This is a genomic window from Allobosea sp. LC85 (genome assembly GCF_000735605.1).
Classification (GTDB): domain Bacteria; phylum Pseudomonadota; class Alphaproteobacteria; order Rhizobiales; family Beijerinckiaceae; genus Allobosea.
Map to the genome: position 1 here is coordinate 1 of NZ_JPKG01000047.1, position 24,462 is coordinate 24,462.

A 24,462-nucleotide genomic window follows, 5' to 3' on the forward strand; every position below is an offset into this window, starting at 1 on the left:
CCGAGTCCAGGCCCGACAGCGTATAGGCATCAGTGTGGCAGATGCCGGTCGCCATCACCTCGACAAGGACCTCACCCGCCTTCGGCCCGCCGATCTCGACCGTTTCGATCGTCAGCGGCTTTCCGGCCTCCCAGGCAACGGCGGCGCGTGTCTTCATGGTCATATCCTTGCAGAAAGCCAGCGCGAGCGGCGATGGCGCGTGGGCTGGAAGCCTGATCGTGGAGGCGTGTCCCGACTGCGAACCGCCTCGGCCAAGCACGAATAGGGCGAAGGGATGGAGGCTTTGTCAACGCAACCCCGGCTCGGAGCCTCAGCATTTGCGGAATTCCGAAATGCAGACGGCGCGGATCGTTGATCCGCGCCGTTCGTTGCGAAACTGGAGAACCAGCTGGTCAGTACTTGCGCACGACCGGCGCCTGATAGGCGACCGGAGCCGGAGCAGCGCAGCAATCGGGATCGCCAAAATTCCAGCGCATGCCGATCCGGAAGTCGTGGCTGTCGATATCCTTGGCCTTGAGCGGCCGGGCCGTTTCCGGAAGGAAGGCGTTCCGGATGATCCCCGACTGCGCGTCGCCGAGATTGAGGTAGCGATAGCCGAATTCGAGCGTCAGATTCTTGTTCACCTCATAGCCGAGACCGGCCATGAGTGCCCAGGCAAGGCCCGACTTGGTGCCGGTGCCGGCCGTTCCCAGCGTCGAGGAGACCGGCCCGAACGGCTCATTGGCGAAAACGATGCCCTGATCCGTCAATCCGCTGATGCGGTTCTGCGCGACACCAATACCGGCGCCGATATAAGGCGTCAGGCAGTTCCAGGTGCCGAGATCGACATAGGCGTTGAACAGGGCCACCATCGAGGACAGGTTGCCCTTATAGGTGTTGGTCTGGTTGCCATTGGCGAAGGGATTGAAAAGCTTGTCGCTGATGCCGATCTGCGAGGCACCGCGATATTCCCAGGTGCCGTCGACGCGGAACCAGTTGTTGAAGCGATAGCCGATGCCGACACCGCCGAAGAAGGCGGTTTCCTCGGTCTTCCCGAAGAACTGTCCGCCAAAGGCCTGAACGTCTTCCTGGTAGAACTTGTCGATCGACTGCACGCCGACCCCGACATCGCCACGCAGATACCAGCCGGATCCAATCGTTCCGCGCAGGGCAACAGGTTCAGGCGGTGGGGGCAGCAGAGGAGCCAGGTCGGCAGCGGAGGCCACTGCGGAGCCTCCGAAGGCCATGGCGCCCGCCAGCGCGAGAATTTTCAGGCTGCCCATGGCAGAGTCCCTCGAGTTTGCGCGACGCGATACGCAGCTCGCGCGTGTTACCGACGGGAAGGACCCTGGCACGAATTCCTTAAATGACGCTTAACCTTACCGCTTAACCACGAAATCTCGCACGAACGAGCAAACCCGGCGCATTCCAAAGATGGAATGCGCCGGGACCTGCCCTAAAGCATCGGCCCGAAAAGTGGATTGCGGTTTTCGGGAAAGCCGCTGCAATCACAGAAAGTTGGATCATCGGACCGGATACGATATCCGGTCCGATGATCCAACTTCCAGAATGATCTTTAATGAAAGACGCAGCCCGCCGGCTGCGTCAGGCCGCGGCCTTCGTCACGGCATCGACGATGTCGTCGACAGCGCGCATCACCAGGTCGCGGTCGTCGCCTTCGGCCATCACCCTGATCACCGGCTCGGTGCCCGACGGACGGATGACGAGGCGCCCGCTATCGCCGAGCATTTGCCTGGCGGCCTCGATCGCGTTGACGACCGGCTTTTCCTTCAGCGGCTGGCCCTGCTTGTAGCGCACGTTCTTGAGGATCTGCGGCAGCGGCTCGAAGCAGTGGCAGACTTCCGAGACCGGCTTGTCCATCCGCTTCACCACCGCGAGCAGTTGCAGCGCCGCCACGAGCCCGTCGCCGGTCGTCGCATAGTCGGAGAGGATGATATGGCCGGATTGCTCGCCGCCAAGATTGAAGCCGTTCGCCCGCATGTGCTCGAGCACGTAGCGGTCGCCCACGGCGGTGCGCTCAAGGCTGAGGCCAAGGCCGGCCAGGTAGCGCTCCAGCCCGAGATTGGACATCACGGTCGCGACGATGCCAGGCGCCGAGAGACGGCCGTCTTCCTGCCAGCTGCGTGCGATCACGGCCATCAATTGGTCGCCATCGACGGCGTGTCCCTGCTCGTCGATGATCAGCACGCGGTCGGCGTCGCCATCAAGCGCGATACCGATATCGGCGCGCAGCTCGCGCACCTTCTGCGCCAAGGCATCCGGCTTGGTCGAACCGACATCCCTGTTGATGTTGAAGCCGTCCGGGTCGACCCCGATGGCAATGACCTCGGCCCCGAGCTCCCAGAGCGCCTCGGGCGCGACCTTGTAGGCGGCGCCGTTGGCGCAATCGACGACGATGCGCAGCCCGTCGAGGCTCAGATTGCGCGGCAGGGTGCGTTTGGCGAACTCGATATAGCGCGCATGGGCGCTGTCGATGCGCTTGGCACGACCGAGCATCGCAGCCTCCGAAAGCTGCGCTCCGAGGTCGGAATCGATCAGGGAGGCGATCTCGCTCTCAACCTCGTCATTGAGCTTGTAGCCGTCGGGACCGAACAGCTTGATGCCGTTATCCTCATAGGGGTTGTGCGAGGCCGAGATCATCACCCCGAGATCCGCGCGCATCGAGCGCGTCAGCATCGCGACCGCCGGCGTCGGCATCGGACCGAGCTGCAGCACATCCATGCCGACCGAGGTGAAGCCGGCGATCAGCGCCGTCTCGATCATATAGCCCGAGAGCCGCGTATCCTTGCCGATCACCACGCGGTGGCGGTACTCGCCGCGCCGAAACGCGATACCCGTGGCCTGGCCGACCCTGAGCGCCAGATCGGGCGTGATCACGCCATTGGCGCGGCCGCGGATGCCGTCGGTTCCGAAATATTTGCGCGTCATATCCAATCGATCCAGATGGCGGCCATGATGGGAGCTTTACGAACAACCGGGGCGCGGTTGCAACCAGCCTGCTCCCGGCCTTGTTGAGTTCTTCTATCGCGGGACAAGCGTTCCGCCTTCTCACGTTTTATGACGAATTTTATCATGGGCGACACCGCCAGGACGAAGACTGGAACGATCGCGCCGGTCTCGTCCCCAACTGGATCACACGCGAAAGCCCCGCCTCAACGATTGATCGCAGTCAAAGAAAAAGGCGGCCTGGCATGGCCGCCTTCATGTGTGAGGCCCGACCGAGGCCGCTCAGACCAGCGGCTGCGGCTCCAGACCGGCGTCGGGCTCGCCGCGCTTGCGGCCACGGCCCGCGCTCGGCACGGCCGAACCACGCGGCGCCGACGGCGTATCGTCAGCATCGCGGGACGGGCGCTTGCCAGCGATCAGGTCACGGATCTCGTCGCCGGTCAGCGTCTCGAACTCGAGCAGAGCATCTGCCACCTGGACGAATTCCTCATGGTGTTCGTTGAGGATCTTCTTGGCATCCAGATAGCCCTGGTGGACGAGCTTGCGAACTTCGCTGTCGATCTTCTGCGCAGTCGCTTCCGACACGCTCTGGGTCCGGCCCATCGACATGCCGAGGAAAACCTCTTCCTGATTGTCGCCATAGGCGACCAGGCCGAGTTCATCGGAATAGCCCATCTGCGTGACCATGGCCTTGGCCATCTTGGTCGCCTGCTGGATGTCGCCGGTGGCCCCGGAGGTGATGTTCTCCTTGCCGAAGGTGATCTCCTCCGCAACGCGGCCACCCATGGCCACCGCGAGCTGCGAGGTGAACTCCTTGAACTTCATCGAATAGCGATCGCCTTCCGGCAGGAACTTGACCATGCCGAGCGCACGACCGCGCGGGATGATCGTCGCCTTGTGGACCGGGATGCCAGCCGGGACATACAAGCCGACGATGGCGTGGCCGGCCTCATGATAGGCGGTCAGCTTCTTCTCTTCCTCGGACATCGCCATGGATTTGCGCTCGGCGCCCATCATGACCTTGTCCTTGGCGTCTTCGAACTCGGCATGCGTGACCATGCGCTTGCCGCGACGGGCCGCGAGCAGCGCCGCCTCGTTGACGAGATTCATCAGATCGGCGCCCGAGAAGCCGGGGGTTCCGCGCGCCAGGATCTTGAGATCGACATCCGGAGCCATCGGCACCTTGCGGACATGCACGCGCAGGATCTTCTCGCGACCGGCGACGTCCGGATTCGGCACGACGATCTGGCGATCGAAGCGACCGGGACGCAGCAGCGCCGGATCGAGCACGTCCGGGCGGTTCGTGGCGGCGATGATGATGACACCCTCATTCGCCTCGAAGCCGTCCATCTCGACGAGCAACTGGTTGAGGGTCTGCTCGCGCTCGTCATTGCCGCCGCCGAGACCGGCGCCGCGGTGACGACCGACCGCATCGATTTCGTCGATGAAGATGATGCAGGGCGCGTTCTTCTTGGCCTGCTCGAACATGTCGCGCACGCGGCTCGCACCGACGCCGACGAACATCTCGACGAAGTCCGAACCCGAGATCGTGAAGAACGGCACATTGGCTTCGCCGGCGACAGCGCGCGCCGTCAGCGTCTTGCCGGTGCCGGGAGGACCAACGAGCAGCACGCCACGGGGAATGCGCCCGCCGAGCCGCTGGAACTTCTGGGGATCGCGCAGGAACTCGACGATCTCCTGCAGATCCTCCTTCGCCTCGTCGATGCCGGCGACATCCTCGAAGGTGACGCGACCATGCGCCTCGGTCAGCAGCTTGGCCTTCGATTTGCCGAAGCCCATGGCGCGACCGGCACCATTCTGCATCTGCCGGGACATGAAGATCCATAGGCCGATGAAGATGACGAAAGGCAACGAATTGACGAGAAGCGCCATGAACCAGGGCGTACCCTCAGACGGCGCCCGCGCCGCGACCTGGACACCCTTCTGCGCCAGCGTCTTCAGCAGCGCCGGGTCGCCATAGGGGGCATAGGTCACGAAGCTGCGCCCGTCCGAGAACGTGCCAGAAATCTCCTGGCCAGCGACCACAACATTGGAAATCCGCCCCGCTTCGCTCTCGTTGATGAGCTGGCTATAGGGGATTTCATTGGTGCTGGTGCGTTGGCTCGGGCTCTGGAACAGCGTCACGAGCGCCAGAACCAGCAGGAAAATCACCACCCAAAGGGCGAAATTACGGAAATTCGGATTCATTCTCTGTCCGATCGGGCCGCCCGGTCCAACCGGAGAAGGCCAAGGGTTTCAGGCGTTAATCTAGGAGCGGCGAAGCCCCTTGCCAAGGGAAACAGCAGATTCGAACCAGGCTCATCGCGACGCAGGGTGAACGCCCCGTCTGCGCGCCGGTTCCAGCGCCAGCGTCAGGATACCGTCCCGATCAAGCGCCAGTACACACCCCGATAATGTCCGCGTCATGGCCGCGCCCCGCCGCGCCGCCTCCAGAAGCGCGAACACACACCCTTCCAGCCGCTCCAGGCGCGGCAACTCGGCACTCGCTCCAGGCGCCAGAGTGAGCGCTTCGGCCACGACCCGCAGGGCAATTTCCTCGGGGAGATCGACCAGCGCGCCGAAGCGCAGCCGCGTCGCTCCCGCCTTCTCGCCTGCAAGCATGAGCGACGGCAGCAGCAGGGCGACCTGGTGTTCTAACGCCGCGTCCATCCGCGCCAGCCTTCCGGCCAGGACGGCGAGGCGCTCGGCCGTGAGTCCCTCATCGGCCAGCATCGGCAGCAGGGTCCGCCAACGCGCGCGCTCAAACCGCGGATCGGCATTGCTCGGGTCGCGAATGAAGGAAAGCCCCCTCGCCTCGGCGGTCGCGATGAGACGTGCCTTGGGCACGGCAAGCAACGGACGCACGAGCACCGTGTTGTCCTTGCGCACGCTCGCTCGCATGCCGGCGAGTCCGCTTGGCCCGGAACCGCGCGCCATCCGCATCAGCATTGTCTCGGCCTGGTCATCGAGCGTGTGGGCCGTCACCAGTACCGCGCCACCGAGAGCCTTTGCATAAGCCGCCAGCAGTGCATAGCGCGCCTCTCGCGCCCGCTGCTGGATGCCGGTCGCAGGTTTCGGGCCGGCCCAGCACAGGATCCTGTGAGGAACCCCCAGCAAGGAGCAGAGCGCGCCGACGGCTTCCGCTTCGCTCGAGGACGTCTCGCGCAGGCCGTGATCGACCGTTGCGGCATGGAGCGCGGGCCGACCGGGCTGCTGCGACCATTCCTTCAACAGCGAAAGCAGCGCAACCGAGTCCGGGCCGCCCGAGACGCCGACCAGCACGCGCGTTTCATTCGCAAGCCCGGCGAAGAGCGCAGCCGCCTCGCCGGCTGAAACCGGAAGATGCTCAGGATCGCTGGAAGCGAGCGCGTTCAAGCGCAGCGAGCGCGGCGCCGTTCGCGCTCGACACCCTGCCGGACGGCATTGGAAGCGGAAGGAAAGTCGACGCCGACCTTGGCATAGGTCGCGCAAGCCTGGTCTCGCGCGCCGAGCCCATTCAGCGACATGCCGAGCTTGAGCAGGCTGTCGGCGCCCTTGCCGGCGCGCGGGTAGTCACGCGAGATCTTCAGGAACTGCTCGGCCGCCTCGCGATAGCGCTGGCGCTGGAAATAGCTCTCGCCAAGCCAGAAGGTGGCATCAGCGGCAAGACGATCACGTGGATAGCTCTGCAGGAACTGGCGAAAGCCCATCTCGGCCTGCTCGTATTCCTTGCGCAGGACATAAGCGTAGGCTGCGTCATAGCTATCCTTGGGGCTCGGCGCTGCGCCCGTCGCGGCAACGCTCGGTCCGCCACGCGGGCCGCCCTGCGGGAGCGCGCCTTGCGGGACCTGTCGACCGACGCCCTGCAGATCGAGCGGCCCCTGGCCACCGCCCGCCCCGGCGAATTCATCCTCGATGATGCCCTCCATGCTGCCGAGCTGACGCGGCGCCCCGGAGCCTCCCGGATGCGCGGAGGGGTCGAAGGCATCATTCCGACGCGGACGACCAGGCTGCGTCACCGGCGGCTGGGCAGCCGGTCCCGGCGAAGCGCCACCGGGGCGAGCGCCGCCGCCACCGCGCTCGTTCAGGCGGAAATCGACATCCTCCTGGAACTTGCGAAGCTGTTCGGTGAGCCGGCGGTTCTCGAACTGCAGCTGCTCGATCTGGCCGGAGAGCGCTCGAACCTGGTTTTCCAGTCGCCCGGTGCGCACGGTCAGCTCGGCCGCATCCTGCGCCACGGCCGGCAGCGCAGCCATTGCAATGGCCCCGAAGGCGACCGCAGCCAGCAGTCGCGACCGGCAGGGAAGAAAGGCAAATTCTCGAACCATCATGAAGACCGGACTGTTTCTCTCAAGCGACGGGTTATCACACGCTGTCACCGCGGCCAAAATATGAAAAGACCGGCACTTCCGCAGGGAAAGCGCCGGCCTCGACGGATTTCAGAAAGCTGGATGCTCAGACGCCGCCGGCGCCGTCGAGCACGGTCACGGCACGGCGGTTCTGCGACCAGCAGGAGATGTCGTTGCAGACCGCCACCGGGCGCTCCTTGCCGTAGGAGATCGTGCGCATCCGGTTGGCCTGGATGCCGCGCGAGGTCAGGTAATCGCGCACCGTCTGGGCGCGGCGGGCGCCAAGCGAGTAGTTGTATTCGCGGGTGCCGCGCTCGTCGGCATGGCCCTCGACGGTGAAGGTATAGCGTGGGTAGCGCTGCAGCCAGGAGGACTGCTTGTCGAGGGTCGAGACGGCCGTCGGCGTCAGGTCGGTCGAATCGGTCTCGAAGAAAACGCGGTCGCCGACATTCACGACGAAGTCCTGGGCGCTGCCCGGGGTGGCTGCGCCGCCGGCACCAAAGCCGCCTTCGGCGTTCTGGTCCTTGGCGCAGGCGCCCAGTGCGAGCGTGGCAGCAATGGCAGCGGCAAAACGGGCAGTGCGCGGGCTGGCGAGCGAGGCAAGCAGCATGTTGATTCTCCAGGCGGGTCTAGGTTCCGCAATCAGAAAGTCGTGAAACTCAGACACATCAATGATGTGTCAACCTAAACGAGACCTTGCCAAATCAAGGCGAAGTGGCGGCATTGCGGCGTATGGTTAACCAATTGCAGCGAAATGCAGCATTCTCCGCGCTGTTGCAGAGCGGCAACAGACCGCCGCCTCAGCGCGCCGTCGTCAGCAGCGGCGACCAGCTCGGATCCGAAGCGAAGGCCGGTGTCGGCACCGGCACTTCGACCCGGCCCGTGATGTCGACCATGTAGAGCTTGCCGCCGGACTGGCCGCCGGGATCACGGAAGAACATGATGTACTGGCCGTTCGGGGCCCAGTTCGGTGCTTCGTTGTGGAAGCCTTCGGTCAGGATACGCTCACCCGAGCCGTCCGGCCGCATCACGCCGATAGCGAAGCCGCCGCCGCCCTGGCGCGTGAAGGCGATCAGGTCGCCGCGCGGCGACCATGACGGCTGCGAATAGGAACCCTGGCCGAAGGAGATGCGCTTGCCCTCCCCGCCGCCGATCGCCATCACATAAAGCTGCTGCGAACCGCCGCGGTCGCTCTCGAACACCATCTGAGTGCCGTCGGGCGAGAACGAGGGCGAGGTGTCGATCGCGCCAGTCGAGGTCAGCCGCGTCGTCGTGCGCGAGCCGATATCGATCATGTAGAGATTTGCATTGCCGCCCTGCTGCAGGCTGAGCGCGATCTTCGCGCCGTTCGGCGAGAAGCGTGGGCTCGAGGTCATGTCGGGGAAATTGCCGACGACCTGACGCTGGCCGGTTTCGATGTTCAGCACATGCACGCGCGGCTGCTCGCCGGTGCGTTGCGCCATATAGGTGACTTCCTGCGCAACCGGCGAATAGCGCGGGGTCACGACCGAGACCTCGCCATTGGTCAGGAAGCGCACATTGGCGCCGTCCTGGTCCATGATGGCGAGCCGCTTGCGCCGGTTCTCCTTCGGCCCGGATTCGTCGACGAAGACGACGCGGGTGTCGAAGAAGCCGCCGACGCCCGTGACCTTCGTGAAGATCGCGTCCGAGATGATATGGCCAACCCGCCGGCTGTTGTTCGGGTCGGTGAAATACTGCTGTCCGTCGATCTGCTCGCCGGTGACGACGTCCCAGAGCCGGAATTCCGCACGAAGCCGCCCACCATCACGCGAGACGCGGCCCGTCACCAGGCCCTGCACGCCGGCAGCCTTCCAAGCCTCGAACTGCGGCACCGCATCGAAGGCCGGGTTCTTGTCGGGGTGGCGCGATTTGTCGATTGGCTGGAAATAGCCGGAGCGCTTGAGATTGTTGGTGATCACGCCCGAGACCAGCACGCCGGCCTCGCCGCCGAAATCGGCGATGGCGATCGGCATGGGCTGGAAAGTGCCCTTGCGCAGATCGATCACCAGTTCCGCGCGGGCAGCCGCGGGCAACAGCAGCGGCAAGGACAAGGCCGAACCGGCAAGGGTCAGCGCATGGCGGCGCGTCAGCCCGGAACGGGTCAGACCGGCGCCCTCGATCATGGAGTTGCGAAACATGGGGGTCACAGCACGTCCCTAGCGTCGAAATTGACGACGACATCACGCCAGTCGTCATAGTAAGCGGCAAATTGAGCAGGAATGCGCAAGGGTGCGCAGCGGCGGGTCGCCGTCAGGGCGGAGTCGGCCGCAACTCGGAACAGCGGATCGGACGACGTGTTGATCACGCCCGGCTGGCCCGCGAGCGAGCCGTCGGTATTCAGCTTCATCCGCACCGAAGGCACGACTGCGCCCTTCGCATTCGCGAGCCCGATCGGCACGTTCCAGCATTTCAGGAGCTGGTCCTGAATGATCCCGACAAGCTGCGCGCGCAGCGAGGGGCTGAGCTTCTGAGAGGAGCCGCGCTCGGTGCCGAGCGAAGCGGTGCGGTTCACCTGCGGCGCGGACGAGCCCGAGGACTGCGCCGGCTCCTTCGATTGCAAAAGCTTGGCGATATCGGTCGGGTTGAAGTTCTTGGCGATCTCCGCCTCACGCTTGGCCTTGGCCTCTGCTTCAGCCTTGGCCTTGGCGGCGGCCGCGATCTTGGCCTTGGCCTCCGCTTCGGCCTTCGCCTTGGCTTCCGCCTCAGCCTTTTCCTTGGCAGCCTCGGCTGCGGCAGCCTTGGCCTGCGCTTCCGCCTTGGCCTTGGCGGCCGCTTCGGCCCTGGCCTGTGCCTCGGCTTCGGCCTTCACCTTTGCGGCAGCCTTGGCATCCTCCTCGGCCTGCTTCGCCTTGGAGGCGAGTTCGGCTTCCTCGGCGAGCTTGGCGAGTTCCTCGCGGCGCAGATCCGGCTTTGGCTCAGCCGGAGCCTCTGCCTTCTGTGGCGGCTGCCTTGCCGGCTCCGACTTGGGTTCCGGCTTCGGAGGCTGCAGCGCAGGGCGCGCCGGCGGCATCGGCGCCGAAGCATTGTCATCCGCGGCCTTCAGTTCTGCGGGCCGCGTCGGCGGCGCAGGCGTGTCCTGCTTGGCCTCGCCCGCCTCCTTGCGCTCGACCGTCTCCGACTGGCGCTCGGCGCGCTGGACCGGCTGTTCCTGCACCTTCTCGGCCTTGCGCTCGCCACGCGTGACCTGGTTCAGCGCACTCGGATCGACCATCTCGACGGCGATCGCCTCTTCGTTCTCCGGCAGGGGATTCGGCGACGAGAACGCCAGCAGCCCCGCGACGAGAAACGTCACGTGGCCGAGGGCGGAGAGCGCGATTCCCGGTTCGGAGGTGGAGACCTTCACGGCTGGAGATACCTCGCCTTCACGTCGTCAGCGCGTCGCGGGCTCGGTGACGAGCGCCACACGCTTGAACCCGGCCGACGTGATGGTCGACATCACCGAAGCGACGCGCCCGTAATCGACCTGACGGTCGCCGCGCACATAGATGCGCTCGTCGAAGCCCTGCTTGGCGAGGCCATGCAGCTTCGTCACCAGATCGGGCTCCAGCGTCGGCTGGTCCTGGAGGAAGATCTGGCCCTTGCTGTCGATGGCAATGGTGATCGGCTTCTGGTCGACATTGATCGGCTTCGCCCCGGTCTGCGGCAGATCGAGCGGAACGCCGGTCGCGATCAGGGGCGCGGCCACCATGAAGATGATCAGCAACACCAGCATGACGTCGATGAACGGCGTCATGTTGATCTCGGCGATCGCGCTGTGGCGGCGGCTGCGCCGGCCCCGCCTGCCTCCGGCCTTGGCGCCGGTCGCTGCTGACATGCCCATCGTGCCGCCCCTTACGCCGCCAGCCGCTCGTCGATCTGCCGCGACAGGATCGCGGAGAACTCGTCGGCGAAGGCTTCGAGGCGGTTCTGGGCCTTGGCGACCTCGGCCTGCAGCTTGTTATAGGCCATCAGAGCCGGAATCGCGGCGAACAGGCCGATCGCGGTGGCGAAAAGCGCCTCCGCGATACCGGGCGCCACCACGGCAAGTGAGGAATTCTTGGAGACCGCAATCGCGGTGAAGGAGTTCATGATGCCCCAGACCGTGCCGAACAGGCCGATGAACGGAGCGGCCGAGGCAATGGTCGACAGCACGAGGAGCTTCGATTCCAGCCGCTCGGTTTCGCGCTGAATGGTGACGTCGAGAACCTTGTCGATACGTGCGGAGAGGCTGGCGACGGAGCGGCCGCCATTCTCGAAGGAGCGCTTCCACTCCCGCATCGCCGCGACGAAGACCGCCGCCATGTCGTTGACCGGCTTGCTCGCGAGATCGCGATAAAGCTCTTCCAGCGACCGACCGGACCAGAACACCTCCTCGAAGGCATCCATGTCGCGGCGCGTGCGGCGATAGAGCAGCGTCTTGTCGATGATGATCGACCAGCACCACACCGACGCGCCGAGCAGGCCCATCATGACCAGCTTGACGACGATATGGGCGTGCCAGAACAACGTCCAGAACGACATGTCGATCTGTGGCGCAGCCTGCGCAACCTCGGCGGGGTTCATTCTGTCATCCTTTCAGACGGTCAGCGCGATCGAGCGCTGCTGATCCAATCTCCCGCCGACCAAATCGATGACCGAGGCCACGAATACCTCGCGCCACCATCGAATTTGCGAACTGGGGAACATGCCGTTCCTGTCAATTGCCTTCGAATCCGGCGAAAGATGGGCGCATCCGGGGTTTTCTTCATCAGCGACTCGTGCTGGTCGAGTTAAGCACCCAGCAAGGTTAATGCCGGGTTGACAGCGAAACGAATCGAACGGCGCGCCGCTGTTGCGGGCTTCGGAGCGGAGCGAGCGGATGCACTGAGCCACCCCGGCAAGTGGAGCGTCCCCAACGCAAAATGGCCCGCCTCGTTGCCGAGGCGGGCCATAGTCTGGCGTCAGGTTTCAGGCGTAGGCGTCAGGCCGCGTCCTGGTCAGGTTGGCTGCCCGGCCGCCTATCGGCCATGAACTGGTCGAACTCGGCCTTGTCCTTGGCCATGCGCAGCCGCCCCAGGAAGTCCTGGAACTCGCGCTGCTCGTCCTCGAGCCTGCGCAGGGTTTCTGCACGGTACTCGTCGAAGGCATGGTTGCCGCTGGACGGCGGGCCACCCCAACGACCCCAGCCGCCACCATGGCCGCCGCGTTCGCCCATACGTTCCCGCATGCGATCCATCTTCTCCTGAAGACGGCTCATCCGGTGTTCGAACCGGTTTCCACCGGCATATCCGCAAGACATGCGTCCACTCCCCCACATGAAGGCCAGGGTCGCAAGACCGAGCGGCCACCACACGATGAAGCCCAGCACCGCAAAGGCGAACCAGGCTCCTCTTCCATATTCATCAAGCCTCGCAACGATCGGCATCGATCCCTCGCGATATCAGTGAGTGTGTATGTTAGTCACATATACATTATGGGAACGCGGCCAACGCCTGTCAAGCGGCGGACGCCCGGGTTTCAATTCCCTGGCGCCGACAGGCCGAGCCCTTGCAGATAGATCAGCATATTGGCTTCCAGCAGTTCGGCTGCCGACATCGGCAGCGAGCGACGGCCTGCATCGGCCCGCCCGAACAGGGCCGCCACGCCATGCGACATCGCCCAGACATGCAGCGCCATCATCAGCGACGGCGGCCGGCGGCCCGCAGGAAGGGTCGCGATCAAGGCCTCGCAGGCCGCGCGCAGCATCTGGAAGGAACGATCCGCCGCGAGACGCAATTCCGGGCTGGCATCAAGCGGTACGCCGGCCTCGAACATCGCGGAATAATAGGCCGGTTGCTCATGAGCGAAGGCGATATAGGCTTGGCCCAAGCGCTGGAAGGCAGCCCATGGATTGGGTCTGCCCTCGTTCCAGGCACGCGACTGCGCCGCCTCGAAAGCCTGGAAGCCGCGCGTCGCGACATCGGCCATCAGTTCGACCTTGTCGCGATAGTGCCGGTAGGGCGCCGTCGGGCTGACCCCGGCCAGCCGTGCGGCTTCGGCGACGGTGAAGCCGTTCGCGCCCTTCTCCGTGATCAGCTCGAGCGCCGCCTTCACCAGTTCCTCCTTGAGGTTGCCGTGGTGATAGCCGCGTCGCTCCGAATCCGGCCGCCGTCCAATCATGTAAGGAGCGCTAACATAGCGGGTGAATGGCGTCGACGGTGTTCACCGCCCATCACGCCTCAAGCCCCAGCCGGAGGCGTAGCGTGTCGGGAATGCGTTTGGCCCGCCCGCCGCCGACGCAGGCGACCTTGACCTCGGCAGTGATCAGAACCTCCTCGCCGCGCAGCACGCGCTGGGCGATATTCATCGTCGCGCCGCGCGCGTCCCTTGCTACCGTCTCGACGGTCAGCATGTCGTCCATGACGGCGGGCTTGAGGAAATCGATCGTCATGCGGCGCACCGCGAAACCCAACGCCGCATCCCCGTCGAACAGCTCGCGCTGTTCAATGCCGAGCGCGCGAATCAACTCGGTACGGCCGCGCTCCATGAAGCGCAGATAGGAGGCGTGATAAACGACGCCGGAGAAATCGGTGTCCTCGTAATAGACCCGGACGGGAAGCTGGTGGACGGCGCTCATGTCGCTTCGGGATTCCGTGATGATGTTTCCCCGACCTTTAGACCGGGCGTGGCAGCCGGAACAACCGCCACAGCCATGATGACGCAGCCCTACCCGGAACCTGCCGCTGCCGCTAAGCTTGCTTCACCGACATCCTCACAAGGAGAAACGGCATGGCCCAATCGTCCAAGGCAATCGAGCGCCTTCTCGACAAGTCGGAATACGAGCTCTTTGCCCGCACCCAGCGCCGAACCATCGGCAGCGCCAGCGATGCCGAGTTGAAGGAGCTTTCGGTCCAGCTGCGCGAACGTCGCGACCGGGCTCGCTCGATCGCAAGCCAGCAGAGGCGCGAGATGCGCCGCAAATCCGAGCCGCAGGGCGCGCGCCCTGCCTCCGACAACAGCGGCACCAAGGCAAAGGCCGACATGTTGACCTCGGCCCTGAAGCGCATCGGAGCCGAGCGGACGCGCCGCACCGAGAAGCTGCACGCTCCGAGCCAGCGCAGCCTTGCCCGCAAGGCGCTGGCGCTGAAGCAGCGCCAGGCTGCCGCCAAGAAGCAGCCCGCGAGCCGGCAGGCCGGCAAAGGCATGAAGTCCGTCCCGAGCAGCAAGGCCGGGAAATCCGGCTCGCTCGACCATGCGGGCCAACGCTCGGCCATGCACCGATCGAAATTCGCGCGGTAGCAGCAGGCCTCAGCGCGTGCAGGGCTTCTTCATGAAGGAGCCGCACTCATAGGGTAGCGACAGCGCCTGGCGGATGCTGTCGCTACCATTGCCGATGTCGTCGATACGCCAGGCACCGCCTTCCCAGATCATCCGGAACGGCACCTTCACCAGCTTTCCGAAGCTCTGGAAGCTGGCCGTCACAAGGGCCCGCCCGTCCGCCGGCTTCCCGGTCACCGCAATGCGTAGGTTCTTCACCTCGCCGTCCTGGCCGTTGAGGAAGGGGTCGGCGCCGATATTGCCCATCTCGCCGCTTTCATCCTGATAAAGATCGTCGCGGGCGAAGAGCGCGGCGAGGCTCTTGCTCAAGAGCGTATCGCGGTGCGGCGGTCGCCATACCGGCGGTGCGGCCTTGGGGCCGGTGCTGGCGAGGCTGCGGATCGTCGCGGCATAGGCCTGTTTGATCGTCGCCTCTAGCGTTGCCTCTGCCGCGGCAGCCCATTGCGCGGCGAAGCCGGCAACGACTGTGACGAGGACGGCGACCGCAAGGTTCCGCAGCATTCCCAGCATCACTCGCCCTCGGCCTCGTCCCCGAACAATCCGAATTGCCCCGTCTCGCGGCTCGGCTCCGGCATGCCGAGATGCCGGAACGCATGCGGCGTCAGCAGGCGCCCGCGCGGCGTGCGCTGGATGAAGCCCTGCTGCAGCAGGAAGGGTTCGATGATCTCCTCGATCGCATCGCGCGGTTCGGAGAGCGACGCGGCGATGGTTTCGATCCCGACCGGGCCGCCGCCGAAATTGATCGCGACCGTGGTGAGGTAGCGCCGGTCCATCTGGTCGAGGCCGATGCCGTCGACATCGAGCAGGTGCAGCGCCTTGTCGGCGACTGAGCGGGTGATCACCGGATCGCCGTCGACGATGGCGAAATCGCGCACGCGCCGGAGCAGCCGGCCGGCGATGCGCGGTGTCCCGCGCGAACGCCGGGCGACCTCGTTGGCGCCGTCATCCGACATGCCGATGCCGAGCACACGGGCGCCGCGCGCGACGATGCCCTGCAATTCTTCGACCGTGTAGAATTGCAGGCGGATCGGAATGCCGAAACGGTCGCGCAGCGGCGTCGTCAGCAGGCCGGCGCGAGTGGTGGCGCCAACCAGGGTGAACTTGGGCAGGTCGATCTTGACCGAGCGCGCCGCCGGCCCCTCCCCGATGATCAGGTCGAGCTGGTAATCCTCCATTGCCGGATAGAGGATCTCTTCGACCGCCGGGTTGAGACGGTGGATCTCGTCGATGAAGAGCACGTCGCGCTCTTCGAGATTGGTCAGCTGCGCTGCGAGGTCGCCGGCCTTGGCAATGACCGGGCCCGAGGTCGAGCGGAAATTGACGCCGAGCTCACGCGCCACGATCTGCGCCAGCGTCGTCTTGCCGAGGCCCGGCGGGCCGACGAAGAGCACATGGTCGAGCGCATCGCCGCGCGCGCGCGCCGCATTGATGAAGACCTGGAGATTGGCGCGCGCCGCCGCCTGGCCGGTGAAATCGGACAGCGACAGCGGCCGTAGCGAGGTCTCGCTGTCATCGTCGCGCTTGGCAGAAGAGAGAAGGCCGGGTCGCGCCGTGTTCATGATACCTTACCGCTAGCGTCGAGCTGCCGTGTGCGCCAGCGTCTCAAAAATCCTGTTGCCCGGGTCATCAAGACTCCCGCGCAGCCGCCCACCAGCACGGCCTCGGCAATCCCCCACGATAGCACGAGCCTCGATCCTGATTGGTCAAATAGAGGCATCAGAACAACGCCGATGACAGCGGCAATGCCAAACGCCGCGACCGCGAGCAATCGTTCGTCCGGAAGGATCCTCGAAACCGCAGAAACGATCGCTCCGCTTATCGCCATTACAGGCCCTGCGGTGAGCCATGCCAAGGCCAAGAGAACCGATGTCATTATGGCAGGGAGGTTCAGCAAGACGGCCGACGCACTGGCCCAGCCCTCTTGGTACAATGACTTGATGCCCTCAAGGCAGCCCAGCAGAAACAGCACCACTGAGGGGCCAAACACGAGAAAGCAGATTGCGTGAAGCACCACGTCTTCGAGGCGATAGGTCCATCCCGATTTTAAGAGCCCAGTCTCGCTCACAACCCGATCTCCAGCTCCAATGCGTCGTGCACCGGGATATCCCTGTAGCCGGTCTTGATGATCGTCGGAATCACCGAGCGGTAATGATCGATCGCCTCGAGATAGAGGCCGGAGAGGCGAAAGCCCTGGCGCTGATAGAAGGTCAGCCCGGGCATGTTGTCATTGGTCAGCATCGCCTTGAGCTTCTTCGCGCCCGCTTCCCGGGCGGCCGTCTTGACCGCAGCGAGCATCTGGATTGCCACGCCCTCTCCCGGCCGCAGCGAATGCAGGGCGCAGAGATAGGCGGTCTCGTCGCGGCGGGTCCAGCTCGCCAGCGCCGCCGTCTCGCCCGCCGCCGTGAACAGGCCGAGCGCATCGATCTCGGCGACATCGTAGGTGTGCAGGTCGATCATCATCTTGTGCGAGCCCCAGACCGCCAGCATCAGCTGCAGCAGCTCGCTCTTATCCTCGACGACGCGGACGATCAGGACATCGGCATTGCTCACTTCGCCAGTTCCTTGAGGCCCAGCTTGATCAGCTGCGCCGTCCCTGCCCCCTCGCCTGCCGCCTTCGAGGCCGCCGCGACCGCCGCCACGGCCTGCGCCTGCGGATAGCCGAGATTGGAGAGCGCAGAGACCGCGTCCGCCACCGCTTGCGGCAGCTTCCTGTCTTCCAGGGCACCGGCGAGCTGCACCACGCCGGGATCGATATGGCCGAAGGCCGGCGCCTTGTCCTTGAGCTCGGCGCAAAGCCGTTGGGCCAGCTTCGGGCCAACCCCGGGAGAGCGCGCCACGGCCGCCTTGTCGTTGGTGGCGATCGCCGTCGCGAGTGCGCCGGGGTCCAGCGTCGAGAGAATGGCGAGCGCCACCTTGGCTCCGACGCCCTGTACCACCTGCATCAGCCGGAACCAGTCGCGTTCGACATCGGACAGGAAGCCATAAAGCCGGATGGCGTCCTCTCGGACATGGGTCTCGATCGCCAGCGCCGCCGCCTCGCCGGGTTTTGGCAGCCGCTGCAAGGTGCGCGACGAGCATTGCACGACATAGCCGACGCCCTGCACGTCGAGGATCACGAAATCCTCGCCATAGGAATCGATCAGCCCCTTGAGCTTGCCGATCATCAGAGGCTCCGTCGCATGTGCATGTCCAAGCTGTAGCGCCTCACGAGGCCGCGCGCATCTGCGCGACCAACGCCCTCATGCCGCGATGCTGCGAATGGCAGATCGCCACCGCCAGCGCGTCCGCCGCATCGGCCGATTTTGTCTCGGCCTTCGGCAGAAGCACGCGGATCATTGCCTGGATCTGCTTCTTGTCCGCATGGCCGACGCCGACCACCGTCTTCTTGACGAGATTGGCCGCATATTCGGCAACGCTGAGGCCGGCGATCGCCGGCACCACCAGCGCAATGCCGCGCGCCTGGCCGAGTTTCAGCGCCGATTGCGGATCGCGGTTCACGAACGTCTCCTCGACCGCAACCTCGTCGGGGTCGAACGAGCCGATCACCCGCGCGATGCCGTCATGCAATTGTTTCAGCCGCTCCGAGAGCGGGCTCGCGCCGTCGCTTTCGACGCAGCCGCAGGCCACGAAGGAGAGCTTGGTGCCCTCGCTGGTGATGATGCCCCAGCCGGTCTTCCTGAGACCGGGATCGAGGCCGAGAATCCGAATCGCTTGTGCCATGTCCGCACACTAGTCTGGACACGGTTTGTACTCCATTACCGTGGTTCCGCTGAGGAGCGCGGCCGGCCGCTGCAGCAGGCAAGCTGATCCGGAAGGTCGCCACGGCGGGCGGACTCGACACGGATGATCTGCAGCCTTGCCCACATGCCGGCGGGCTCCGTTGTTGTACCCGCCGGGGCGAGAACTGGCCGAGAACGGATGGCGGGAAGAACACTCGGACACGTAGCGGCTCACGGCATCTCGGGGCGCGGCCTCGTGGCATCGATGACGTGCACGCATCGATGCCATCACAAGGAAAGAGTTGATCGCGCCAGGACTTGAGTGATGGTGGGTCGCCCCGCCTGCCTGACCTCCCCGGACCGATGACCGACCTGCTTTCTGCGCTGTTCCCCAGCCTCACCCTCTCGGGGATCGCCACCCTTCTCGGCGCAACGCTGCTCGGCGGCCTGGTGTGCGGCTTCACCGGCTTCGGCTTCGCCATGGTCTTCATGCCGCTGGCGAGCCTGGTGCTGGGCCCCGTCGCGGCGCTCGGCCTGATCTGGGTGATCGACCTGCCCTTCGCATTGCCGATCGCCGCCCGCTCGGCCAAGCGCGCCGAATGGAGCGAGGTCATCCCGCTGCTGATCGCAGCGACGCTGACGCTGCCGCTCGGGCTCTGGCTGCTGACCTGGCTGGAACCGAGGACGATGCGCTGGATCGTCGCCCTGCTCGTTCTCGCCGCGGTGACGCTGATGGCCTCGGGCTGGCGCTATCACGGCAAGCCGGGCATCCCGCTCTCGCTCGGCGTCGGTTCGCTGTCGGGCCTGTTCAACGGCCTCTCCAGCATCGGCGGGATGCCGCTGGCCGTGTTCTGGCTCGGCGCCCAGCGCAACGACCGGCACAAGGCCCGCGCCAACCTGCAGACCTATTTCGGCCTGTCGACCGTGGTCAGCGGTGTCCTGCTCTGGCTGAAGAGCATCATCACGGCCGCGTCGCTCGCGATGGCGCTGCCGCTGTTTGCCATTTACGGCGCCGGGCTCTGGGTCGGCACCCACGCCTTCCGGATCGCCTCCGAGCAGACGTTCCGGCGCATCGCCTATCTCGTGATCTTCCTCAGCGCGCTGATCAGCCTGCCGCTATGGGATGGAATGCTGGGGCGCTGAACGCCGTGTTCGCCCTCGCGGGCAAGCAGCCACGTCTTGCGTCACGCGATACAGATCACGCTGCGTTTGGACGAAATCGTCAAAACGCAGCGTGATCGACGCTCATAGTTCAGAGCATGCTTTATGCGAAAAACCGTTGCCACTTTTTCGCAGCATGCTCTTGGGGCAGCCATCATGGCCGGGCAAGCCCGATCATGACCGGCAAGACGGATTGGCTCCTTACGAGCCGAGCTTCGCCATGATCTCGTCGGCGATCTCGAAATTGGCGAAGACGTTCTGTACGTCGTCGTCATTGTCGAGCGCCTCCATCAGCCGCATCATCGAGGCGGCCTTCTCCTCGTCGAGCGGAGCGGTCGTCGTCGGGCGCCAGACCGGCTTGGCCGAAGCCGGCGCGCCGAGCGAGGCCTCGAGTGCCTTGGAGACTTCGTTCAGCGCATCGAAGCTGCACAGGATGGTGTGGCCGTTCTCGTCGCTGACGACATCGTCGGCGCCGGCCTCGATCGCCGCTTCCATGACCTTGTCAGCATCGCCGGCCTCTGGCGGGTAGGTGACCTCGCCGACGCGGTTGAACATGAAGGAGACGGAATTGCTTTCGCCGAGGGCTCCACCGGCCTTGGTGAAATAGGAGCGGATGGCCGAAGCAGTGCGATTGCGGTTGTCGGTCAGCGCCTCGACGATGACGGCAGCACCGCCAGGGCCATAGCCCTCATAGCGCACCTCATCATAGTTCTCGCCCTCGTTGCCGGCCGCCTTCTTGATGGCGCGCTCGATATTGTCCTTCGGCATGTTTTCCGCGCGCGCGGCGAGCACCGCCATGCGCAAACGCGGGTTCATGTTGGGGTCAGGCATGCCCATCTTGGCCGCGACGGTGATTTCGCGCCCGAGCCGCGAGAACAGCTTGGAACGCACCGCGTCCTGCTTGCCCTTGCGGTGCATGATGTTCTTGAACTGGGAATGCCCGGCCATCGAGGTCAGCCTCTTTTGTCACTGTGGACCTGCCAAGGCGGACCAAAGCGGGCCCGGCGAGGCAATCCGCGCCTTATAAGCGGGGCTTTTGCCGGCAGGCAAGCCGCCGGCCCGCCCTGAATGACGATGCTCCTAATGCGTTTCCGCGGCAGAAGCGCGGCAAGCGAAACGTTAAGCCAATCTTTGCCGAACTGGTTCAGGGTTATTTCAAATCAGTCCCTCTCGCCAGATTGCCGGTTCTCCCGACCTCATGAAATCTGTGTCCAGCATAGCCATCGCGGAACAGGACATGCGCTTCCGCGCGTTCCAGATCGGCGCCGACGATCTCGCCCTGTTGCGCCAGCAATCCGCCTTCGCCAAGACGAGACTACCGGGGTTGCTGCAGGAACTGCACGCTGAATTCGATCCCTGGCCGGAAACCAGCCGCGCGCTGAAAACCCCCGAGGTTCATGAACTCAGGCTGGCGCACTGGATCAGGCTCGCCTCGGGCGATCTCAGGGATGGCTACCTCGAATCCGCCCGCAGCCTCGCCGCTGCCTTTTACCGCCACGGCGTCCCGGTCTATGCGGTCGCGATCTGCCACACCATTGTCTCGAACGCGATCGGCGCCGAGCTTGGTGTCGACCGCAATGGGCTCCAGAAGCTGAACGGCTTCTGGCAGCATAAGCGTTTCGTTCGGGGCATTGCCATGCGGGCCGCGCTCAACAAGGCCGTGCAACTGGATCTCGAGCTGCTGCTCGAGACCTATGCCGAGGTCCAGCGCGAAATCCGCGAGCGCACCCGCGCCGAGATCGAGGCCTTCGAAGTCACGGTTCGCGGCGTGGTCGACACCGTGAACGCCGGCGCGAACCGCGTCGAGACCATGGCGCGCGCCGTCAGCAATGTCGTGCAGGATACGGGCACGCAGGCCGTCGTCGCCGCGCAGGCCTCCGACGAAGCATCGGCAAATGTCCAGAACGTCGCCAGCGCGGCCGAAGAGCTCTCCATTTCACTGAACGATGTCTCGTCCGAAATCTCGCGCGCGGCGAACATGGCGCATGACGCCAATGCGGCCGCGATGAAGACCGACATCATCGTCAAGAGCCTGGCGCATTCGGCCGAAACCATCGGCGCCGTGGTCGAGATGATCAAGACGATCGCCGCCCAGACCAACATGCTCGCGCTCAACGCCACGATCGAGGCAGCACGCGCCGGCGAAAGCGGACGCGGCTTCGCCGTCGTCGCCAATGAGGTCAAGCAGCTTTCGGCCCGGACGGCCCAGGCGACCGACGAGATCGCGGCACAGGTGCCGGCGATGCAGGCGGCGACGCGCGAGGCAGTTGCGGCAATCGAGAGCATCGTTGCCTTCGTCACGCAGATGGAGCGGACGACGGTGACGATCGCGGGCTCGATCGACGAGCAGCGCGCCGCAACGCAGGAAATTGCACGCAGCGTCAACCTGGCAGCACTCGGAACGCAGGAGGTCGCGCAGGCCGCCAGCGGGGTCAGCGAGATGGCGCAGACGGCAGGCGCCAATGTCTCGGATGTCCTGAGTGTCGCGGAAAACCTGGCAAAGCAAGCTTCCTCGCTCACCTCCGCCTTCGAGAACCTCGCCCGTCAGGGCCGCACCGCCTGAGCAATTCAGGGCAGGGTGATCAGCCCCGCTCCCACGCCTCCGGCATGGCCTCGCTCAGATGCGGCCCCAGCCTGACGGCCCAGACCACCCGGGCCAGGCCCGTCGCGTCGTCGATATCGACCGCAACGCCGGACAGCGTTCCGGGTCCGGTTGCAGGCTCCAGCCTCGCGCCCGGAACCTTCTGCAGGAAGCGGCGAACCGGCTCCTCCCGGTGCATGCCCAGAACGGAATCATAGTCTCCGCACATGCCGGCATCGGACTGGTAGGCGGTGCCGCCGGGCAGGATGCGCGTATCGGCGGTCGGGGCGTGGGTATGGGTCCCGACCACGAGACTGGCGCGGCCATCGACGAAATAGGCCATGGCCTGCTTCTCGCTGGTCGCCTCGGCATGGATATCGATGATGACCGCATCGGCGACCTCACGCAGCGGACAGGCTGCGAGTTCGCGTTCGACCGCGGCAAAGGGATCGTCGAGCGGGTCCATGAACAGCCGGCCCATCACATTGACGACCAGCACTCGCGCGCCGTTGCGCGCCTCGATCACAGTCGCGCCGCGGCCGGGCGTTCCAGGCGGATAATTGGCGGGGCGGACCAATGCGGGCTGGCGCTCGATGAACACCAGCGCCTCGCGCTGGTCCCAGGAATGATTGCCGAGCGTCACGGCATCGGCGCCGGCGGCCAGAAACTCGTCGCAGATCGCCTCGGTGATGCCGAAGCCGCCGGCCGAGTTCTCGCCATTGATCACGACGCAGTCGAGCTTCCAGCGCTCACGCAGGCCGGGCAGGCGCTCCTGAACCGCAATGCGACCGGGGCGACCGACGACGTCGCCGAGGAAAAGAAAACGCATGACGGGAACCCTGAAGGAAGAAGGAGCGCTTCACTGACGCGAACGCGAACGCGAATCAACCGCAGCGGATGGTTTCGCGCTCGGTCACGATCCAGTCGAGCTTGCGGTCATGTGGCTCATCGGGAACCGTCGCGATCTCCTGCGCGCCATAGGCGAGGCCGATCGCGGTGACCGCCCCGAGTTCGGTGAGCGTGCGGTCGTAATAGCCTTTGCCGTAGCCGATGCGGTAGCCGCGACGGTCGAAGGCCGCCAGCGGCACGAGCAGGATGCTCGGCCTTGCCTGCGGCTGCTGCGGTTCGGGCACCAGCGTGCCGAAGCCGCCGGGCACGATCGGCTCCCACGGCGTCCAGCTCCGAAAGATCATCGTGCCATTCACGATGGCCGGCAGGCAAAGCGGAACGCCCTGCGCGTGCAGGGCTTCCAGAACCGGGCGGGGATCCGCCTCCGAGCGCATCGGCCAATAGGCCGAGACAGGCCCTCCTCCGGCCAACGCCGGCAGCGCCAGGACACCGGCGACGATGGCCTTGTCCCATTCGAGGCGGTCATCGATCTCAAGCGCGTCACGGCGCGCGAGCGCTTCGATCCGCAGCTCGCTCTTGCCGCGGGGCGGCGTCGTTTGAAGGTCAGTGCGCATGGGGAAAGTGCGGAGCCACCTTGGCCGTGGAATTTTCGATCCCGGGACACCTACTAAGTAGGTGGGCGCCATATGTCCGGGTCCAGGGACCCAGTCAGGGACAGCTCCCGAGGAGATCGTATGGGCCCGGGAATACATACTCTCACGCACCGGGCAGCCCCGCCAGAGCTATGTAGGACGCTCGCCGGCAAAGCGCCAGAGGCGATTGTGACGATACCGCGGTTTGAGGTCAGCGTCGGTCAGGCGGGGGGCTTCAGCCGACTGGGCTCGGAATCAGGCTGCGAGCCACGCTTTCGATGCGCTCTGCCGCTGTGACCAGTGCTTCCGCGGCGCGCTCCTCGACCTCGCCGAGGCGCTGATCGGCCGAGCCCGCATCGCCGCGCACAGCCGAGAGCATGCTCTCCAGCGTCGCGACGCGCTCCTTGAGCTCCGACACCTCGTCGGCGACCATCAGAGCGGCCATCACATGCAGACGCATGTCGCCGATCTCGCCGAAAGCCTGGCGCATTTCGTCGATCTTGCCGTCATAGAGATTGGCGAGCGCTTCGAGATGGGCTTCCTCGCCGTCGCCACAGGCCATGCGATAGGCCTTGCCCGCGATCGTGACATTCACCTGCGGCATCACGCCCTCCGTATTCAGTGCTCGCGCGCCTCGGCGCGGGCGATCACATCGCCCACCGCGCCCATCGCCTTCTCCAGCCTGCGTTCGACATCGCCTGCCGCGGTTTCGACCTGGCCGACGCGCGCGATCGCGCCATCGAGCTCCGCTGCGAGCCGGGCCCTGTCGTCCTGCATCAAGGTCAGCTCGGTTTCGAGATTGGCCCGTCCGCGCTCCGCCTCGATGCGTCGGCGTGCAGCCGCCTCGAGTTGCGCGAGTGCGCTATCGAGTCGCGCCAGCGCATTGTCCAGCATCAGGCTCGCCACGGTCGTCTCCTCCCTTTCAGCTCGAAGCCGGCTCCATGATTCGC

At 65.3% G+C, this 24,462-nt stretch carries 27 protein-coding genes, 1 other RNA gene and 1 pseudogene; 3 read left to right on the forward strand and 26 right to left on the reverse strand.

Annotated elements, in window-relative coordinates:
* The 14 genes and pseudogenes from FG93_RS32000 to ybgC all read right to left on the reverse strand — a co-directional run.
* A pseudogene (locus FG93_RS32000) lies at positions 1–157 on the reverse strand (S-(hydroxymethyl)glutathione dehydrogenase); the annotation flags it as partial.
* A 235-nt stretch (positions 158–392) separates the two neighbouring features.
* Positions 393–1,262 carry an outer membrane protein gene (locus FG93_RS21705; RefSeq protein WP_052514026.1) on the reverse strand — a complete coding sequence of 290 codons (870 nt, stop codon included), beginning with the start codon at positions 1,260–1,262 and terminating at the stop codon, positions 393–395.
* Between the two features lie 322 nt (positions 1,263–1,584).
* The gene (gene glmM / locus FG93_RS21710) at positions 1,585–2,928 is read right to left on the reverse strand and encodes a phosphoglucosamine mutase (RefSeq protein ID WP_043238362.1); all 1,344 of its coding nucleotides are present in this window, start codon (positions 2,926–2,928) and stop codon (positions 1,585–1,587) included.
* Positions 2,929–3,228: 300 nt separating this feature from the next.
* Complete coding sequence (gene ftsH, locus FG93_RS21715; RefSeq protein ID WP_043238363.1) at positions 3,229–5,154, reverse strand: ATP-dependent zinc metalloprotease FtsH; 1,926 nt, start codon at positions 5,152–5,154, stop codon at positions 3,229–3,231.
* A 111-nt stretch (positions 5,155–5,265) separates the two neighbouring features.
* The gene (gene tilS / locus FG93_RS21720; RefSeq protein ID WP_052514027.1) at positions 5,266–6,321 is read right to left on the reverse strand and encodes a tRNA lysidine(34) synthetase TilS; all 1,056 of its coding nucleotides are present in this window, start codon (positions 6,319–6,321) and stop codon (positions 5,266–5,268) included.
* A complete protein-coding gene (gene ybgF / locus FG93_RS21725; protein WP_244448685.1) occupies positions 6,318–7,181 on the reverse strand; it encodes a tol-pal system protein YbgF in 864 nt (287 codons plus the stop codon). The genes tilS and ybgF overlap by 4 nt, the downstream gene beginning before the upstream one ends.
* A 199-nt stretch (positions 7,182–7,380) precedes the next feature.
* Positions 7,381–7,884: a peptidoglycan-associated lipoprotein Pal gene (gene pal / locus FG93_RS21730; protein WP_043238367.1), complete on the reverse strand. Its 504-nt coding sequence runs from the start codon at positions 7,882–7,884 to the stop codon at positions 7,381–7,383.
* Positions 7,885–8,074: 190 nt separating this feature from the next.
* On the reverse strand, positions 8,075–9,433 hold the full coding sequence (gene tolB, locus FG93_RS21735) for a Tol-Pal system beta propeller repeat protein TolB (RefSeq protein WP_081881721.1): 1,359 nt from the start codon (positions 9,431–9,433) through the stop codon (positions 8,075–8,077).
* Positions 9,434–9,438: 5 nt separating this feature from the next.
* Positions 9,439–10,638: a cell envelope integrity protein TolA gene (tolA, locus tag FG93_RS21740; protein ID WP_043238369.1), complete on the reverse strand. Its 1,200-nt coding sequence runs from the start codon at positions 10,636–10,638 to the stop codon at positions 9,439–9,441.
* Positions 10,639–10,665: 27 nt separating this feature from the next.
* Positions 10,666–11,115, reverse strand: coding sequence for a protein TolR (tolR, locus tag FG93_RS21745; protein WP_043238373.1), 450 nt, complete (start codon positions 11,113–11,115; stop codon positions 10,666–10,668).
* A gap of 11 nt (positions 11,116–11,126) precedes the next feature.
* Positions 11,127–11,837, reverse strand: a complete 711-nt coding sequence (tolQ, locus tag FG93_RS21750; RefSeq protein WP_043238377.1) for a protein TolQ — start codon at positions 11,835–11,837, stop codon at positions 11,127–11,129.
* Positions 11,838–12,234: 397 nt separating this feature from the next.
* Positions 12,235–12,678 (reverse strand): DUF2852 domain-containing protein, encoded by a 444-nt coding sequence (locus FG93_RS21755; RefSeq protein ID WP_043238380.1) that lies wholly within the window; start codon positions 12,676–12,678, stop codon positions 12,235–12,237.
* Between the two features lie 92 nt (positions 12,679–12,770).
* Positions 12,771–13,412, reverse strand: a complete 642-nt coding sequence (locus FG93_RS21760) for a TetR/AcrR family transcriptional regulator (protein WP_043238382.1) — start codon at positions 13,410–13,412, stop codon at positions 12,771–12,773.
* A 52-nt stretch (positions 13,413–13,464) separates the two neighbouring features.
* Positions 13,465–13,869, reverse strand: a complete 405-nt coding sequence (ybgC, locus tag FG93_RS21765; RefSeq protein WP_043238385.1) for a tol-pal system-associated acyl-CoA thioesterase — start codon at positions 13,867–13,869, stop codon at positions 13,465–13,467.
* A 152-nt stretch (positions 13,870–14,021) separates the two neighbouring features.
* On the opposite strand from ybgC, the gene FG93_RS21770 reads away from it, so the two are divergent.
* Positions 14,022–14,531: a hypothetical protein gene (locus FG93_RS21770; protein WP_043238387.1), complete on the forward strand. Its 510-nt coding sequence runs from the start codon at positions 14,022–14,024 to the stop codon at positions 14,529–14,531.
* Positions 14,532–14,540: 9 nt separating this feature from the next.
* Here FG93_RS21770 and FG93_RS21775 read toward each other — a convergent pair whose 3' ends face one another.
* Genes FG93_RS21775 through ruvC form a run of 6 tightly spaced genes read right to left on the reverse strand, consistent with a single transcriptional unit; the run spans position 14,541 to position 18,290 of the window.
* Positions 14,541–15,071 (reverse strand): DUF3828 domain-containing protein, encoded by a 531-nt coding sequence (locus tag FG93_RS21775; protein WP_161783864.1) that lies wholly within the window; start codon positions 15,069–15,071, stop codon positions 14,541–14,543.
* Positions 15,072–15,079: 8 nt separating this feature from the next.
* The gene (gene ruvB / locus FG93_RS21780; protein WP_043238392.1) at positions 15,080–16,129 is read right to left on the reverse strand and encodes a Holliday junction branch migration DNA helicase RuvB; all 1,050 of its coding nucleotides are present in this window, start codon (positions 16,127–16,129) and stop codon (positions 15,080–15,082) included.
* A complete protein-coding gene (locus FG93_RS21785; protein WP_043238398.1) occupies positions 16,126–16,635 on the reverse strand; it encodes a hypothetical protein in 510 nt (169 codons plus the stop codon). Before FG93_RS21785 ends, ruvB begins: the two co-directional genes overlap by 4 nt.
* Positions 16,632–17,120 carry an N-acetyltransferase gene (locus FG93_RS21790; RefSeq protein ID WP_043238401.1) on the reverse strand — a complete coding sequence of 163 codons (489 nt, stop codon included), beginning with the start codon at positions 17,118–17,120 and terminating at the stop codon, positions 16,632–16,634. Before FG93_RS21790 ends, FG93_RS21785 begins: the two co-directional genes overlap by 4 nt.
* Positions 17,117–17,734 (reverse strand): Holliday junction branch migration protein RuvA, encoded by a 618-nt coding sequence (gene ruvA / locus FG93_RS21795; protein WP_043238403.1) that lies wholly within the window; start codon positions 17,732–17,734, stop codon positions 17,117–17,119. Before ruvA ends, FG93_RS21790 begins: the two co-directional genes overlap by 4 nt.
* Positions 17,735–17,774: 40 nt before the next feature.
* Positions 17,775–18,290, reverse strand: a complete 516-nt coding sequence (ruvC, locus tag FG93_RS21800; RefSeq protein WP_043238407.1) for a crossover junction endodeoxyribonuclease RuvC — start codon at positions 18,288–18,290, stop codon at positions 17,775–17,777.
* A 362-nt stretch (positions 18,291–18,652) separates the two neighbouring features.
* Here ruvC and FG93_RS21805 point away from each other — a divergent pair, with 362 nt between their 5' ends.
* Positions 18,653–19,432, forward strand: a complete 780-nt coding sequence (locus tag FG93_RS21805) for a sulfite exporter TauE/SafE family protein (protein WP_052514028.1) — start codon at positions 18,653–18,655, stop codon at positions 19,430–19,432.
* Positions 19,433–19,651: 219 nt separating this feature from the next.
* Here FG93_RS21805 and FG93_RS21810 read toward each other — a convergent pair whose 3' ends face one another.
* Positions 19,652–20,398 (reverse strand): YebC/PmpR family DNA-binding transcriptional regulator, encoded by a 747-nt coding sequence (locus tag FG93_RS21810; RefSeq protein ID WP_043238409.1) that lies wholly within the window; start codon positions 20,396–20,398, stop codon positions 19,652–19,654.
* Positions 20,399–20,687: 289 nt separating this feature from the next.
* Here FG93_RS21810 and FG93_RS21815 point away from each other — a divergent pair, with 289 nt between their 5' ends.
* Positions 20,688–22,013, forward strand: coding sequence for a globin-coupled sensor protein (locus FG93_RS21815; protein WP_043238624.1), 1,326 nt, complete (start codon positions 20,688–20,690; stop codon positions 22,011–22,013).
* Positions 22,014–22,032: 19 nt separating this feature from the next.
* Here the strand turns inward: FG93_RS21815 and FG93_RS21820 are convergent, their stop codons facing one another.
* From FG93_RS21820 to FG93_RS21835, 5 genes are all read right to left on the reverse strand, one after another.
* A complete protein-coding gene (locus FG93_RS21820; protein WP_043238412.1) occupies positions 22,033–22,860 on the reverse strand; it encodes a TIGR00282 family metallophosphoesterase in 828 nt (275 codons plus the stop codon).
* Positions 22,861–22,915: 55 nt separating this feature from the next.
* The gene (locus FG93_RS21825) at positions 22,916–23,494 is read right to left on the reverse strand and encodes a 5-formyltetrahydrofolate cyclo-ligase (protein ID WP_043238414.1); all 579 of its coding nucleotides are present in this window, start codon (positions 23,492–23,494) and stop codon (positions 22,916–22,918) included.
* A gap of 8 nt (positions 23,495–23,502) precedes the next feature.
* Positions 23,503–23,657: non-coding RNA, 6S RNA (gene ssrS, locus FG93_RS32005), on the reverse strand.
* A gap of 90 nt (positions 23,658–23,747) precedes the next feature.
* A complete protein-coding gene (locus FG93_RS21830) occupies positions 23,748–24,116 on the reverse strand; it encodes a cell division protein ZapA (protein ID WP_043238417.1) in 369 nt (122 codons plus the stop codon).
* 14 nt (positions 24,117–24,130) lie between these two features.
* Positions 24,131–24,418 (reverse strand): DUF4164 family protein, encoded by a 288-nt coding sequence (locus FG93_RS21835; RefSeq protein WP_348270491.1) that lies wholly within the window; start codon positions 24,416–24,418, stop codon positions 24,131–24,133.
* Positions 24,419–24,462 lie beyond the last annotated feature (44 nt).